The 15,068-nt window shown below is 68.2% G+C and carries 14 protein-coding genes; 7 read left to right on the forward strand and 7 right to left on the reverse strand.

Features of this window, described 5'->3' with window-relative positions:
• The first annotated feature begins 53 nt into the window (after window positions 1-53).
• Window positions 54-1,814, forward strand: a complete 1,761-nt coding sequence (locus XaplCFBP3123_RS18130) for a hypothetical protein (protein WP_104535301.1) — start codon at window positions 54-56, stop codon at window positions 1,812-1,814.
• A gap of 118 nt (window positions 1,815-1,932) precedes the next feature.
• Here XaplCFBP3123_RS18130 and XaplCFBP3123_RS18135 read toward each other — a convergent pair whose 3' ends face one another.
• Together XaplCFBP3123_RS18135 and XaplCFBP3123_RS18140 are read right to left on the reverse strand one after the other, a co-directional pair.
• Window positions 1,933-2,577: a DUF938 domain-containing protein gene (locus XaplCFBP3123_RS18135; protein WP_104535302.1), complete on the reverse strand. Its 645-nt coding sequence runs from the start codon at window positions 2,575-2,577 to the stop codon at window positions 1,933-1,935.
• Window positions 2,578-2,584: 7 nt separating this feature from the next.
• A complete protein-coding gene (locus XaplCFBP3123_RS18140) occupies window positions 2,585-3,379 on the reverse strand; it encodes an EcsC family protein (protein WP_104535408.1) in 795 nt (264 codons plus the stop codon).
• A gap of 173 nt (window positions 3,380-3,552) precedes the next feature.
• On the opposite strand from XaplCFBP3123_RS18140, the gene XaplCFBP3123_RS18145 reads away from it, so the two are divergent.
• Window positions 3,553-4,026 carry an SRPBCC family protein gene (locus XaplCFBP3123_RS18145; protein ID WP_104535303.1) on the forward strand — a complete coding sequence of 158 codons (474 nt, stop codon included), beginning with the start codon at window positions 3,553-3,555 and terminating at the stop codon, window positions 4,024-4,026.
• A gap of 129 nt (window positions 4,027-4,155) precedes the next feature.
• On the opposite strand, the gene proP is transcribed toward XaplCFBP3123_RS18145, so the two are convergent.
• The 5 genes from proP to XaplCFBP3123_RS18170 all read right to left on the reverse strand — a co-directional run bounded on the left by proP (window position 4,156) and on the right by XaplCFBP3123_RS18170 (window position 8,762).
• Window positions 4,156-5,646, reverse strand: coding sequence for a glycine betaine/L-proline transporter ProP (gene proP, locus XaplCFBP3123_RS18150; RefSeq protein ID WP_104535304.1), 1,491 nt, complete (start codon window positions 5,644-5,646; stop codon window positions 4,156-4,158).
• A gap of 359 nt (window positions 5,647-6,005) precedes the next feature.
• On the reverse strand, window positions 6,006-6,341 hold the full coding sequence (locus tag XaplCFBP3123_RS18155) for a thioredoxin family protein (RefSeq protein WP_016902953.1): 336 nt from the start codon (window positions 6,339-6,341) through the stop codon (window positions 6,006-6,008).
• A gap of 21 nt (window positions 6,342-6,362) precedes the next feature.
• The gene (locus XaplCFBP3123_RS18160) at window positions 6,363-6,761 is read right to left on the reverse strand and encodes a host attachment family protein (RefSeq protein WP_016902952.1); all 399 of its coding nucleotides are present in this window, start codon (window positions 6,759-6,761) and stop codon (window positions 6,363-6,365) included.
• Window positions 6,762-6,863: 102 nt separating this feature from the next.
• A complete protein-coding gene (locus XaplCFBP3123_RS18165; RefSeq protein ID WP_253254249.1) occupies window positions 6,864-7,940 on the reverse strand; it encodes an alpha/beta hydrolase in 1,077 nt (358 codons plus the stop codon).
• A gap of 366 nt (window positions 7,941-8,306) precedes the next feature.
• The gene (locus tag XaplCFBP3123_RS18170; protein ID WP_104535305.1) at window positions 8,307-8,762 is read right to left on the reverse strand and encodes an NUDIX hydrolase; all 456 of its coding nucleotides are present in this window, start codon (window positions 8,760-8,762) and stop codon (window positions 8,307-8,309) included.
• Window positions 8,763-9,158: 396 nt separating this feature from the next.
• On the opposite strand from XaplCFBP3123_RS18170, the gene XaplCFBP3123_RS18175 reads away from it, so the two are divergent.
• The 5 genes from XaplCFBP3123_RS18175 (at window position 9,159) to XaplCFBP3123_RS18195 (ending at window position 15,034) form a co-directional block, all read left to right on the forward strand.
• Entirely contained in the window at window positions 9,159-9,815 is a 657-nt protein-coding gene (locus XaplCFBP3123_RS18175; protein ID WP_104535306.1) for an SDR family oxidoreductase, read from the forward strand.
• A gap of 110 nt (window positions 9,816-9,925) precedes the next feature.
• Window positions 9,926-10,996 carry a M4 family metallopeptidase gene (locus tag XaplCFBP3123_RS18180; protein ID WP_104535307.1) on the forward strand — a complete coding sequence of 357 codons (1,071 nt, stop codon included), beginning with the start codon at window positions 9,926-9,928 and terminating at the stop codon, window positions 10,994-10,996.
• Window positions 10,993-11,304 carry a protealysin inhibitor emfourin gene (locus tag XaplCFBP3123_RS18185; protein ID WP_104535308.1) on the forward strand — a complete coding sequence of 104 codons (312 nt, stop codon included), beginning with the start codon at window positions 10,993-10,995 and terminating at the stop codon, window positions 11,302-11,304. Before XaplCFBP3123_RS18180 ends, XaplCFBP3123_RS18185 begins: the two co-directional genes overlap by 4 nt.
• 378 nt (window positions 11,305-11,682) lie before the next feature.
• Window positions 11,683-12,855, forward strand: coding sequence for an HDOD domain-containing protein (locus tag XaplCFBP3123_RS18190; RefSeq protein WP_104535309.1), 1,173 nt, complete (start codon window positions 11,683-11,685; stop codon window positions 12,853-12,855).
• Between the two features lie 451 nt (window positions 12,856-13,306).
• A complete protein-coding gene (locus XaplCFBP3123_RS18195; protein WP_104535310.1) occupies window positions 13,307-15,034 on the forward strand; it encodes a S10 family serine carboxypeptidase-like protein in 1,728 nt (575 codons plus the stop codon).
• The last annotated feature ends 34 nt before the right edge of the window (window positions 15,035-15,068 follow it).

A 15,068-nucleotide genomic window follows, 5' to 3' on the forward strand; every position in this document is an offset into this window, starting at 1 on the left:
CCGCGTTGGGGTGGCCAGCGCTCTGCGGATGCACGTCGCCAGGAGCCGCAGCCATGACGCTCTCGCTGTCCTGGCTGGTCGGCAGTGTTTTGCTGCTGGTCGTGATGGTGAGCTGGTGGCGGCTGCTGCGCGCGCACGCGCGGCAACCCCATGCGCGCTTGCGCCTGTGGCTGTTGCTCGCCGCCCAGCCGCTGCTCGCCGGCCTGCTCTACCCGGTGCTGCTGCCACCGCCACGCGCCGGCAGTGCGAGCGAGCTGCATGTCGCGACCGCCGGCACCAGGGCCGGTCAGATCCCGGTGGAGGCCGCGCAGTGGGTCGCCTTGCCCGAAGCGCCCGCCTTGCCGGGCGTGACACGCATGCCGGACCTGGCCACCGCGTTGCGGCGTGCGCCCGGCACCACCGCGCTGGTCGTGCATGGCAGCGGCCTGCCCGCACGCGACCGCGACACCCTGCGCATCCCGGTACGGCTGGCGCTGACCCCGGCGCCGGCCGGCCTGGTCGCCGTCGCCACGCCGCCCCCGGTCGCGCCAGGCGAACGCATCGCGATCACCGCCCGCGTACAGGGCCTGCCGGGCGCGCGGGTGGAGTTGCTGGATCCGGCCGGGCAGGTGGTCGACACCGCCGCCGCCGATGCGGCCGGCCAGGTGCGTCTGCGTGGCCTGGCGCGCGCACCCGGGCAGGTGCTGTTCGCGCTGCGCCTGCGCGATGGCGCAGGCGCAGAACGCAGCCGCGTGCAGGTGCCGGTGCTGATCGCCGCAGCGCCGTCCGCACGCGTGCTGATGCTGGCCGGCGCCCCGCAGCCGGACCTGAAATACCTGCGCCGCTGGGCCAGCGATGCCGGCATACAGGTGCGCAGCCAGATCGCCGTCGGCCCCGGCATGCAGCTGGGCGAGGCGGCCGCGTTGGACGCGGCCAGCCTGGACACGCTGGACCTGCTGGTCATCGACCAGCGCCGCCTGCTGACCCTGGGCAACGCGCAGCGCCAGGGCCTGCGCGCTGCGATCGGCCGCGGCCTGGGCGTACTGGTCCGCACCGACGGCCCCCTGGATGCTGCCACTCGCGCCGCGCTCGGCGCGCTGGGCCTGGCGGTGACAGGCGGCAGCAGCAGCGCCGCGGTCGCCGCGCCACTGGCGCTGGCAGCGCCCGGCTCCACCAATCCCGCCGCAGCGCCAGCCGGCGCCACGCCACTGCCGGCCCTGCAACGCCGCGACCTGCAACCGCAGGACGCCGACGCCGTGATCGCCGCACGCGCAGACGACGGCAGCGCGTTGGGCTGGTGGCGCCAGCAAGGCCGCGGTCGCATCGGCATCGGCCTGGTCGAAGACAGCTTCGCCCTGGTCCTGGCCGGCCGCGGCGACCTGCATGCCGCGCTGTGGGCGCAGCTGTTCGGTGCGGTCGCCCGCGCCGGCGGCACGGCGCCCGCTGCGGTGCAGACAGGCTGGTCGCACCAACGCATGGCGCTGTGCGGTGTCGCCGCAGACGCACATGTCACCGACCCCACCGGTCACTCCCAGGCGCTGCTGATCGATCCCGCCAGCGGCGCCCGGGCCTGCGCCGCCTACTGGCCGACCAGCGCAGGCTGGCATCGTCTGCAGACCGGCACCGAACACCGCTGGCTCTATATCCGCGCGCCCGGCGATGCCTCCGCGCTGTACACCCAGCAAACCCGCGACGCCACCGTTGCGATGGCCGCCATCGACGCGCGTGCAAGCGTCGGCACGCCCACATCGCTACCCGGTACCCGCTGGCCCTGGCTGCTGGCCTGGCTCACGCTGGCCGCAGCACTGTGGTGGCTGGAACGACGCAGGCGCTGACTGCCGCAGCGCACGGCCATTTCATCAGCGCAGGCCCGCGTGTGGCGCGCTTTCCAGGGCCTTTGCACTCCACTGGAAACAGCGGCGCTGCAATATCAGCAATCTCTCGGCGACACATTCAACGCGACTGACGCGACCACACCCGGCAACAGTTGTTCGCCGGCAACGCCACGTCGTCGAGCAACTGCAAGCCCACCGACGCCGCCAACGCATCCACCGCTTCGGCATCGCGAATCCCCGATGCAGGGTCGCGCTCGCGCAACATCGCATCGAATGCGCGATTGCTCTGGCTGGTGAATTGGCCCTCGCGGTTGAACGGCCCGTACACCACCAGCAGCGCATCCGGCGCCATCACCGCCGGCAGCCCGGCAAACAACGCCTGCACCTGCGGCCAGCCCATGATGTGCAAGGTATTGGCACTGTAGACGGCGTCATAGCCGGCAGGCTCGCCTGCCTGCGCGGGCGGCAATGGCGGCGTGGGCGCCAGGCCCGTTGTCGGCGTCAACACTGCCTGCAATGCAATCGGTGGCGGCGTATTCGGCAGTGCCGCCTCGTCCAGCCACTGCGTCATTCCCGGCAGATGATCGGCATGATCGCTGGCCTGCCAGCGCAACCACGGCATTGCGGCCGCAAAATGCACCGCGTGCTGCCCGGTCCCCGCACCGATTTCCAGCACGTGATGTCGACCGGCAAGGTGTCTGCGCAGCACCTCCAGGATCGGGTCACGGTTGCGCGCAGAGGCTGGCGAAAAGGGTTTGGTCATGGAGAGTTCAACGCGCCGCAGGCAATGCCTCATACGCACGTCGCACCGCATCTTCGCCATAACGCCGCTCCAGCCGACGCACGATGAAGTGCCCGCGCGCCATCGCCTGGAAGTGGCGCATGAACACCGTATTGAGCGTTGCGCCGCTCACCGCACCGACCAGCGGCACCGCCTGCACGGCGAGTTTTTCGCCGACATTGACCGAGAACTTGGCCGCAACGCGCGACACCAGCGACACCAGCACCGGTGCGCCCTTGCTGGCAAACCCGTGCGCGGCAACGTAATGCGCCGCAGCGCTGAGTTGTTGCGCCATCGCGGCGCGGACCGCGAAGTAGCCCGATTCGGCGCCGTCGTCGCCGACGCTGCGCCCGCCATGCGCCAGCACTTCCAGACAGGCCAGTGCGGTTTCCGGATCGTGCAGCGATTCGCCCTCGGAACGGGCGATATCGGCGATGGAGCGCAGCATCACCGTGGTGGTCACCGGCAGTTCCACCACCAGCCCAGGCAGGCCGAAGAATCCGCCCGCGCCACCGGCCACAGCCACCGCCATGGTGTGGCGTGCGGTGGACGCGGGCTGCTGCAGATCGGTCTTGCCGCGCAGGCTCAGTAACGCCGATTTCATCGCCACCTGCAGCGCGCGGCGGGTGACACCGTCGATGCTGCGGGTGACCAGTGTCGGCAGCCGCCGGGTCATCAGGTTCTCGATCGGCGCGCCCAGCGCATTGGCCAGTCGGGCCGCCACGCCGGGGTTTTCCAACAGCGCGTGCGCGGTGGCCAGATCGCGTTGCGCGGCAACGTCCATCACCGGGATCGGAAGCGTCGTCATGCCTGTTCTTCGTCGTTGGGGGCTTGCGCCGATGGTACCCAGCGCCATGTGAGCGCCGGACGAGCGAACCCGGCAGTCAAAAAAAATCATTCTGCAACTGGCTGGCAAAATGGGCCATCATCGGGATTCACGTCGCCAATGCCGGTCAGATGAATCGTGCGATCCACCACAGCATCGTCATCGCGGCCGCGCCGGAAGTGGTCTGCGCCGCGTTGTCCGAGCCCTTGCAGCTGGCTTGCTGGTGGACGCGCGAGGTGAGCCTGGTCGAGGACCGGGTGCAGCTGGACTGGAGCCGGCAGGGCTGGCGGGTGGAGTTGAGCATCGACGACGGTGCCGACTACCGCCTGGTGCGCTGGCGCTGCCACGCCTCCAACATGCTCGATACCGACGCCTGGAAGGGCACGGTGATGCGCTTCGATCTGCATTCCACCAGCCAGGGCACGCAGGTGGAGTTCGAACACTCCGGCTATCGCGACTCGCCCTGCAAGGACGTCTGCGCGCGCGGCTGGCGCTTCTTCCTGGGCAGCAGCCTCAAACGCTATGTGGAAACCGGCGAAGGCATGCCCTCGGCCGACATGCGCAGCCCCGAGCGGTCCGACGGCGGCGGTGGCGTGCTGCGCTAGCGGCGGCAACTGCAGGTACGCATTGGCATTGCGGCGTGCACGGTCGCCACCGCTGTCTCGGACTCGCGGCCTTGCGCGCCGTCCGCCCCGGCGGAGCGTCGATGGCCCGGTCGCGCGCGCCGAGCCCGCTTACGCTGTCCGTGCCTGGCCGATGGACGGCGCCGTGCTGCCGGGCAGCTGCGCATCCACCGTCACCGGGCTGTCGGCGCGCAGCAGGGCGCGTGCCTCGGCATCGCTGGCCACCGCCGGCGGCGAGCCGCGCAGCGGCAGGCCGGCAGTTTCGCGCACGAACAGCATGGTCACCAGGCCGATCGCCGCCGCACCCATCAGGTAGTAGGCCGGCACCAGCGGGTCGCCGCTGCGCTCCACCAACCAGGCGGTGACCAGCGGCGTGGTGCCGCCGAACAACGACACCGACACGTTGAAGGCGATCGACAACGCGCTGTAGCGCACCGGGGTGTAGAACAGCGCCGGCAACGTGGACGGCATCGAACTGGTGAAGCACACCAGCGCCAGACCGAGCAGCATCAGGCCGGCGAAGATCAGCCCGTCATGGCCGCTGCCGATCAGCAGCAGGCAGGGGATGGCCAGCGCGAACAACGCGATGCAGGCGCCGATGATCATCGGCCGGCGTCCCAGCCTGTCGCTGAACAGGCCGCCGACGATGTTGAGCGGCATCATCACCAGCATCACCAGGATGATCAGCAACAGGCCCTTGCTCTCCGCATAGCCCATGGTGACGCTGAGATAGCTGGGCATGTAGGTCAGCAGCATGTAGTCGGTGACGTTGAAGACCAGCACCAGACCCACGCACTTGAGCAATTGCGGCCAATGCAGGCGCAGCATGGTCAGCAGGCCCTGCGCGGCGGTTGCGCGTTCGCGTTGTTCGGATTGCTCGGTATAGGCGCGAAATGCGGGGGTTTCTTCCAGTTTCATGCGCATGTACAGGCCCAGCAGCCCCAACGGGCCGGCAATCAGGAACGGCACCCGCCAGCCCCAATCGAGCATCTGTGCCTGGGTCACCGTCATGTGCAGCGCCGTCACCGTGGCGGCGCCGGCGATGTAGCCGCCCAGGGTGCCAAATTCCAGCCAGCTGCCCATCAATCCGCGATTGCGGTCGGTGGCGTATTCGGCAATGAAGGTCGCCGCGCCGCCGTATTCGCCGCCGGTGGAGAACCCCTGCAACAGCCGCGCCAGCAACAGCAGCGCCGGTGCCCACAGACCGATCCTGGCGTAGGACGGAATCAGGCCGATGCTGAAGGTGCCCAGCGCCATCAGGATCATGGTCGCCGCCAGCACCTTCTGCCGCCCATAGCGGTCGCCGAGCGGGCCGAACACCAGCCCGCCGATCGGCCGCACCAGAAACGCAACGGTGAAGGTGGCAAAAGTGGCGATCAGCTGCGCGGTGGGATTACTGGCCGGGAAGAACACCTGCCCCAGGGTCACCGCCAGATAGCCGTACACGCCGAAGTCGAACCACTCCATCGCATTACCCAATGCGGCGGCGCCCACGGCCTTGCGCAGCATGCCGCGATCCACCACGGTGACCTCGGCCAGTTGCAGTTGGCGGCGGCGCTTGAACCAACCGAAGTGCGAGGCAATCGCGCGGGTATCGTGCATGTGTTTCGTCTCCGTGTGCGGCCATCGCTGCCCGCTCGCCCTGGCAACGCACAGGACACGGCGCATCAGGCAGGCATGGCAATGGCACATGCACCGAGATGACGCCGGAGGCATTCCCGGACGGCCGCGTGGACTCAGCGACGCTGCGGGACAGACAACCAAGGGATGGGCAATGCCCAAGGGCTTGATCAGCCCGTTATGTTACTACAGCGCGCAGATCGCTGCAGCCGCGATACGGCGGCACTGCGAAAAACCGCTTGTTTCAAGGCATGTGGAGCATTCGGCGCGCACATCGCGCCCTCGGTGCACCGCACATTTGCCTGCCGCCTTGCGCGCCATCGATCAGGTGCGGTGCATGCTCACACCAGTTCCTCACCCAGCTGCGACAGCAGCGGTTGCAGATCCTCGCGCGTCTGCGGGCGCACTGCGCGCGCAACTTCCACACCGTCGCGCAGCAGGATGATGGTCGGCCACAACTTGACACGAAAAGAGCGGCCCAAGGGCCGCCCTTTTCCATCTTCGACCTTGCGGTAGTCGAGCGCCGCAACGCCACCCAGCAATTTCTGCAACAGCGGCTGGGCGGCGATGCAGTGGCCGCACCAGTCGGTACCGAACTCCAGCACCTGCAGACCGGCCTGTGCATCCACATCGCTACGTTCGGGCGCCTGGGTGGCGTAGTCGCGAACAAACCCCATCGTCTGACCGCTCCGTTGTGCTTACGACAATGCGCGCTGGATCTCTTCCAGCGGCAGGTTGGTCAGATCCTTGGCCAGATCGCCGACCAGGCGTTGTTGCGTTTCCTTGTGCAGCAACGGGCGAACGCGGCCCAGCGTGGTCGGGTCGGCCACCAGCACCAGATGCGTGTACTCGTGCTTCAGCGCACCATCGTTCAATGCATGCGACAGCTGCTTGGCAAAGGTCATTTCGTCCATGTCCGCCTCGCTGAGATCCTGCGGCGCCTTGCCGGCCGGGCCATCGTCGTCGACGTTCTGCACGTCGGTGCGCGCGTGCTGGCGCAGCACCACCTTGGCTTCGTTACCGGTGTTGGTGAACCAGCGCGCTTCACCGCCATCGGCCACCACCACCAACGCACCCTGAGGAATTTGCAGACTCATTCGATTCTCCTGATCAACAGCGGCGTTGCATGTGCAACGCCAGTCGGCCTCAACCTAGGTCAGAGGATGTAAGCGCCGCGCCTAGCCGGTGTCAGCGTGGCGTTAGCGTGGTGCAGCCAGCGGCGGCGGCGGCAGGCCCAGGTGCTTGCTGAAGAAACGCGCGGCCACCCGCAGCGCCTGCTGGCTCTCCGGCAGTGCGCTGGTGAGGTGGAAGGCGTGCCCCAGCCCATCCCACACATGCAGATCCGATTCACGGCCCAGATCCACCAGGCGCGCATGCGTGTACGCGGCATTGCTCAGCTCGGCCGCGCGCGTGGCGGTCAGAAACAGCGTCGGCGGGAACTGCCGCAGCACCGCATCGGAAAATACCGGCGACACCAGCGGATCGTGGAAGTCCACGTTGTCGCCGTAGTACAGGTCTTCCCAGATCGGCAACGCACCGGCCTTGTCCGGCAACAAGGCATCGTTGACTGCCGCCACCACGATGCGCGAATCGCCGCGGTAGCGCGCATCGCCTGCGGCGCAGAACAGCCCGGCCGCCGCCGGCATCGGCAACGTCTCCTTGGCGAACCACGCCAGCGATTCACCGGTGAGCACGCCGCCGGCCGAACAGCCGAACAGGCCGATGCGCTCTGGCGCATAGGTCTTGAGCGCGGCGCGATACACCGCCGCCACGTCCTCGCTGGCAGCCGGGAAATGGTGCTCGGGCCCCATCCGGTAATCCACCGCGACCACGGTCATGCCGGTCATCGCCGCCAGCGGAATGGCTTCCATCAACCCGAACGAGGCCGCGCTGCCCATCACGAAGCTACCGCCATGCAGTTCGATCAACAGGCGCCTGGCCTGCTCGGGCGTGCGCGTGCGCGGCTCCACCCGCAGCACCGGCACGCCGTTCCAGGTCTCGGGCGTGATCTCCACCGCGTAGCGCGTGCGCAGCTGCGCAATCACGCCTTCGGCCCAACGCTCGGTGTCGGCGCGGATGCTTGGCAATTGCTTGAGCAAGGTGGCGTTGTCGGCCTTGTCCAGCGGATCGACGCGGGCCACCCCGGCAGCCACATGCGCACGCGCAGCCGGGCTCAGATACTCCGACACCGGCAGGTCGAATGCGGGCACATGACGGATGCCATCGGGGGCGGATGCGGTGGCCGGTGTTGCCGGCTCGGCGGCGGTTGCGTGCATGCTGCACGCGGTGCAGGCCAACGTGAGCGCTAGCGTTTTGTTCAACCAATGACGTGTCATGCAGTGCCCTCCCAGGCAAGTCGAACCGGCGAGGATAGCGCCAGCGGACGGCGCAGATGATGTGCAGGAAGTCGTGCAGACACGCGCGTTGCATGTAACGACGCGATGTAACGCAAATGCTGCAACTACGCACACCGCAGCGTGCAATCAGGCCATCGCATCAAGCGTACGCAAGCGGTCGGCATCGCAGGCAGCGCATGTGTCGCTGTGCATCCGCGCGAACATCGCGGTCCCGCAAGCATCAGCACCGACACGGGGCGGTGCATCGCCGCCGGCACCTAGTCCAGCAGCATTGATGCATCGCACTCAGGCGGCAGGTGACGACGCCGCAGTTGGCAGGTGCTGCAACGCCTGCAACGTAGAGGTGGTCAGCGGCGACGGCAGCGCGTCCAGCGCGAACCAGCCGATGTCGGCAATCGCTTCGGGCTCGCGCCGCACGGCGTGCTCGCTGCCCTGGATCGCGGCCAGATACACCGGCGCGACCCAATGCTGCGGCGGCGTCAGGTCCGGCTCGAAGTAGCTGACGATGCACAGCACAGCCTGCAGTTGCACGTGCAGGCCGGTTTCTTCCAGCACTTCGCGCACCACCGCGTGTTCCACCGTTTCCATCCAGTCCACCTTGCCGCCGGGCAGGCCCCAATGACCTTGCTCGGGCGCACGCCCGCGCTGCACCAGCAGCAGGCGGCCATCGGCGCGGCGAATGAACGCGCCGCATCCAACGCGTGGACGAAGGTCGGTATCGATTGCGCTGGACATGGGCATCCCGAAGGTGTGGCGCCGTAGTGTCCCAGATGTGCGGCAGATAGGCGCCATCCCGGTGATCGGCAACGGGCTGACCGAATGGAGCATGGACGACGATCCGCGTTGCATCTGCGCCTTGTACGCCGGTAGCGACGGCCGACGATGCCGGCGCCGCTGCTCGATGCCGCTTGATCGATGCAGTGCATCGCCTGCGGGTTGTCGCGTAATGCGCAGGGCGATCGCGATCACGCTGCACTGCGTGCGTCACAAACCCATCGCATCCGGACATCCACGCACCGCATGCCGGGAAGCAACGTTTGGCCATGCGCCTGCGCGTCCGATAACGCTGCCTTAGCGCCCTGTTGGCGAGGATGCGTGCAGTCCGCGCCGCCACGGCGCGCCGTCTTGGAGGTGGGGATGTCTCGTATCGTGTTGATCGGCGGCCATGGCAAGGTCGCACGCCTGCTCACGCCCTTGCTGGTGCGTGGCGGGCATTCGGTAACCGCGCTGTTTCGCAATCCTGCGCACGCAGACGATGTGATTGCCGACGGCGCCACCCCGCAGCTGTTCGATATCGAACATGCCGACACCGCCGCGATCGCCGCGCAACTGGCCGGCCACGATGCGGTGGTGTGGTCGGCCGGCGCCGGGGGCGGCGATGCGGCGCGCACCTACGCGGTGGACCGCGATGCGGCGATCCGCTCGATGCATGCCGCCGAGCAGGCACGCGTGCGCCGCTACGTGATGGTGTCCTATCTCGGTGCCGGGCTGGAACACGGCATCGGCCCGGACGATGCATTCTTCGCCTACGCGCAGGCCAAGGCCGCGGCCGATGCGCACCTGCGCAACACCACGCTGGACTGGACCGTGCTGGGGCCGGGGCGCCTCACGCAAGAGCCGCCAACCGGCCGCATCACCCGCGACCCGGGCAGCGATGCCGACGGCGGCGTGTCGCGTGCCAACGTGGCACAGGTCATTGCAGCGGCATTGGCCACGCCGGCCACCATCGGCAAGACGGTGGGTTTCATCGACGGGCAGATGCCGATCCAGCAGGCCGTGTCGTCGCTGGAATGAACGCCAGGCCTATCGCAATGCGTGCGCGGAGCGCACAGTGGGCCGGTCTAACAAATTCCTAAAGGCAGCCTCGGCATAGTCGGGGACGCAGCCCATTGTGGAGGTCGCTCATGTCTGCATTTGTCACGCCACGCCGTGCCGGCATCCTGCCGCCGTACCTGCTGGACCATGTGGCCCAGGCGGCCCCCGAGCGTGCGCGTCAGTGCGCGCGGTCGTCGCGGCAGATCACCGCGCAGCTGCGGCAGCAGCGCGCGCTCGGCCTGCTCGCACGCGCCCGGACGCTGGCCGCCGATGCTGCAGGCACATCCACCGCGCAGGCGGTGCAGCGGCAGATCTACGACGCGCAGCAAGGCACCGCGCTGCCCGGCACCCTGGTCCGCGCCGAGGGCGCCGCCGCCACCGACGATGTGGCAGTGACCGAGGCCTACGATTATCTCGGCGCCACGCACGACTTCTTCCAGACGGTGTACGCGCGCAATTCCATCGACGGCGACGGCATGCCGTTGCTCGGCACCGTGCACTACGAGCGCGGCTACGACAACGCCTTCTGGAACGGCGAGCAGATGGTGTTCGGCGATGGCGATGGCGAGGTCTTCAACCGCTTCACCATCGCCATCGACGTGGTGGGCCACGAGCTGACCCACGGCGTGACCGAGCGCACCGCCAACCTGATCTACCAGGGCCAGTCCGGTGCCCTGAACGAGTCGATGTCGGATGTGTTCGGCGTGTTGATCAAGCAGTACACGTTGCGGCAGCAGGCAGGCGAAGCGGACTGGATCATCGGTGCCGGCTTGTTGATGCCCGGCATCAACGGCGTGGGCCTGCGCTCCATGCAGGCGCCCGGCACGGCGTACGACGACCCGGCCCTGGGCAAGGATCCGCAACCGGCCAGCATGGCCGGCTATGTCGACACGCAGGAGGACGATGGCGGCGTGCATTACAACTCCGGCATTCCCAACCACGCGTTCTATCGCGCGGCCGTGGCGATCGGTGGCTACGCCTGGGAGAAGACCGGCCGCATCTGGTACCGCGCGCTCACCGGCGGCGAGCTGGCCGCCAGTGCGGACTTCGCCACCTTTGCCGCGCTCACCGTCAGCATCGCCGGTACGGACTACGGCACCGGCAGTGCCGAGGCAACCGCGGTGCAACAGGCCTGGCGCGACGTAGGCGTGCTCGCATGAGTGCACAGCGTCCGCCGGTGGAGGCAGGCGTGACCTTGCGGCTGGCGCGCGAAGGCGGGGTGGCCGCCTTCCCCGCCATGCGGCGCGAACGGCAGCTGGTGATGGACGACCTGGACGATGCGCAGCGCCTGCAGCTGCGCACCCTGCTGGACCAGTGCCTGGTGCATGCCTTGCCGCGCCCGCAGGCCGGTGGTGGCGACCGCCGTTATTTCAGCATCGCCTGGGACGGTGCCAGCGAACCGCTGCGCATCCCCGAAGAACATGCGCCGGCCGCGATCGTGCGGCTGTGGAAGCAGGGCACGCTATAGCGCGGTCGCACTGCGATGCCGCCGCCCACGCCACAGCACGCGTGCCCATCGCCATCCACAAACGAAGACACCGCGCGATGCGCGGTGTCTGTCGATCGAAAGTGGTCCAACTGCGGATGCCTGCACCCTTTAAGCTGCCTAGATGCTCTAGGGCTGCACAGCTGGTGACGCATAGTGCAGTCCCCTGCGTTAGCGCCACGTGCAGCGCATTGGTCAACTTGAAGACACGCCGCTCGTCGCCGCAGTGCAGCACGTCGTTGTCGGTGCCCGGGGTTGACGGGCGGGTTTGGCCGGCAGCGCCGCGCCGCACGCCTGCATTGCCGTCAACACCGGCTTCGCGGATAGTCGCTGCACCGATCAGACGACTCCTGGACCTCCGTGATTGTGTTGCTGCTTGCTGCCGGACTCCTTGCCGGCTTGATACTCGCCGGTGTCGTTGCCTGGCTGCTGCTGCGCCATCGTGCGCAAACGACCGGCGCACCTGCCACGTCTGCCGCCGCCGGCTCCGGTGCGCATGCCGCACCAGCGGCGCGCGTCCCGGAGCCGGCGGCTGTGCACACGCAGTCGCACCAGCAGGCACAAGCGCATACCGCCGCTGCTGCACCACACCCGTTGCCGTCCGGGCCACCACCGATGCAGCCGCTGCTGCGCCGCATGTATGCCGCGGTGATGGACACCCCGTCGCTGGCCGAAGGCCACCTGCCGACCGACCCGGCCCAGGCCGCGGTGCTGGCTGCGGTCGGCAACGCGCTCGATCACGTGGATCTGCGCCCGCAGCTGTTGCCGCGCCGCCCGCAGTTGTTGCCGCAGCTGATGCGCGCGGTCAACGACCCGGACGCCTCCGGCCGCGGCATCGCCGCGATCATCGCGCAGGATCCGGCGCTGGCCGCCAACCTGTTGCGCATCGCCAACAGCGCGCTGTACCGCCCGCAGGGCGGCCCGCTGGAAAGCCTGGAGCGGGCAGTGGCGCATATCGGCACCGAGGGCGTGCGCCAGATCGTCGCCGCCGCCGTCATGCAACCGGTGCTGAGCCTGGAGGGCGGCCTGTACGCGCGGCTGCCGGCCGCCGTGTGGGACTACGCGCTGCGTACCGCCACCGCCGCGGCTGCCTACATGCGCGAGCGCGCCGGCGACACCCTGGCCGCGCAGCTGGCCGGCCTGCTGCAGGGCCTGGGCGCAGTGGTGATCCTGCGCGTGCTGCGCGATACCTATGCCGAGCGCCCCGGCGTGCCGTACAGCCTGGAAGTGGCCGCCGCGCTGGTCGAGCGCCATACCGCCAGTGTGGCCAAGACCATTGCCGGCACCTGGGAGCTGCCCATGCTGCTGAGCACCGCGCTGGACGAACAACGCCACGACCACGACGCCACCCTGCTGGCCTCCCCGCTTGGCTGCGCACTGCGCTACGGCAGGCTGGCCGCCGCCCTGTCCATGCTCGCCCGTCATGGCGCCGAGCATCAGGCGCATGCCCTGGACGTGTTATCCACGCTGGAACCGGACCACGAGGCCAACGCCGCGCTCTGGCAACGCCTGGTCGCCTCCAGCGTGGACTGAATCCGGCAGCCCTACCGCCGTCCTCAAGCACGCGTGCACTGCAGTGGGCGATCCACCCGCCAGCGCGGCCGGCGCCGGCACGCTACAGCTTGCGCGCAGGTCGCGCCTTGCACCGATGACGGCCGAGGCCGCAGTGCCCGAAGCCGGTCGTTCTGCCGCGCCTGCACCATGCCGGCCACGCGCAACGGCAGCGCAGTCGAATCCGTCACAACTCCGCACACCGACGCGGGACATCGCGCTGACCGCTTCGTAGAAGGTGTGCTGGCTTCGCCTGCCGGTGTCTGGCCGGTCGGCTGCGTGCTCAACACTGCGCGCTGGTCTGACCCGCTTGCTGCGTCGACACCTCACGATTGCACGCACATCGCAGTGCACGCCCGCAGTGGCGTCGTGCGGCCAGGCCTGTGCCGTCGTCACCGCACACGCAGCGCATCCCATTCGACACAGGTGCACCATGGCCCAGCGCAACGCCGGTATCGCACGACACCCACTGCTCTTGCTGTTTGGACTGCTTCTGGTTGTCCCACCCATCGCCAGCGCCCAGCAGACGCTGCCCTCGGCTGCCCGCAACGCGCCATACATCGACCGTATCGCCTATTCGTCCAGGCCCGAGGCAGGCCTGGACGCCGCCACCGCCAACGAGCGCTCCGCGCTGATGCACTACGTGTGGCGTGGCACGCGACAGACGCTGGCCTACAGCGTGCGCACCGGTCATCTGATCGCCAAGGATGCGGCCGGCCAACCGCAGGCCAGCATGTCGTATGTGGCCTATACCGTGCCCGCGCCTGCAGGCAAACCGCGGCCGGTGACGTTCTTCTACAACGGCGGCCCCGGTGCATCGGCGGCCCTGCTGCACCTGGCCTCGTTCGCACCCAAGCGCCTGGCCACCGCCGCCCCCAGCTTCGGCAACTGGCCCAACTACCCGATGGTCGACAATGCCGAAAGCCTGATCGCCAGCACCGACATGGTGTTCATCGATCCACCCGGCACCGGCTTGTCGCAGGCGATCCTGCCCAAGACCAACGCCAGTTTCTGGAGCAGCGATGCGGATGTGCAGGTGATGGGCGACTTCATCCAGCGCTATCTGCAGGTCAATCGACGCGCCGGTGCGCCGCTGTACCTGTTTGGCGAATCGTATGGCACCGCCCGCTCCACCATGCTGGCGCTGGCGCTGGAATCGGCCGGCGTGCCGCTCACCGGCATCATCCTGCAATCGTCGATCCTCAACTACTACGCCGACGCGCTGTTCTCCGGCGGAATGTATTACCCCGATTATGCAAAAGGCATGAAGTACAGCGGCGACACCATCGGCGGCTACTTTCCCAGCTACGCCGCGGTGGCCGCGTATCACAAGCAGACCGAGGTCAGCGCGAGCGACGCGTTCTACGCACTGCAGATGCGCGCCTTCGTCAGCGTGGTGCATGACGAGTTTCAGCGTTATGGACCGAGCTGGGTGCTGAGCCAGTACGGTTTCCCCAACCTGCTGGGTAAACCGGTGGCGCCCGGCGCCAAGGTGCTGGCGCGTTGGCAGCCGCTGTCCGGGCTCAGCACGCAGGCCTTGCAGGGCTATTTCGCGCCGGAGCCCTTCAACACGGCGTTGTTGGCCGATCGCACCATCGGCCACTACGACGGCCGTGTGAACCTGCCCGACAGCGATCCACGCCTGAAGAACGACAACGACCCGTCCGATATCCTGATCGAACAACCGTTGACGAACGCGGTGGCCCGTCAGTTCCCCGCGTATCTGGGTTACAGCGCGCCCAACGCGACCTATGTGTATCTCAATGAAGACATCGTCAATGCCTGGGACTTCCGCCACGCGGGCAGGCTCGCGCCCGACACGCTTCCCGACCTGCTCGGCGCACTGCGGTTGAATCCCGCACTCAAGGTGCTTGCGCTCAGCGGTTACCACGACCTCGTAACGCCGTTCTACAGCACGGAAAAACAGTTGGCGCGGCTACGCACCCTGCGCGATCTCACACCCGATATCCGCGTGCTCACCTATGCCGGCGGCCACATGATCTATCTGGACGACACCTCACGGCCGAAGATGCAGGCCGACCTCACCGCGTACTACGCCAATGCGCCGATCGCCGATGCCGTGCCGCTGGCGCTGCTGGATGCACCATGGCCTGACAACCGCGGCCTGCGTGCGGCCACGCCCGCCACCACCACGCCATGACCACGCCGCGCCCGCCCCTTGCGAGGAGGTATCC

This window comes from Xanthomonas arboricola pv. populi (genome assembly GCF_002939945.1).
Taxonomy (GTDB): Bacteria; Pseudomonadota; Gammaproteobacteria; order Xanthomonadales; family Xanthomonadaceae; genus Xanthomonas; species Xanthomonas arboricola_A.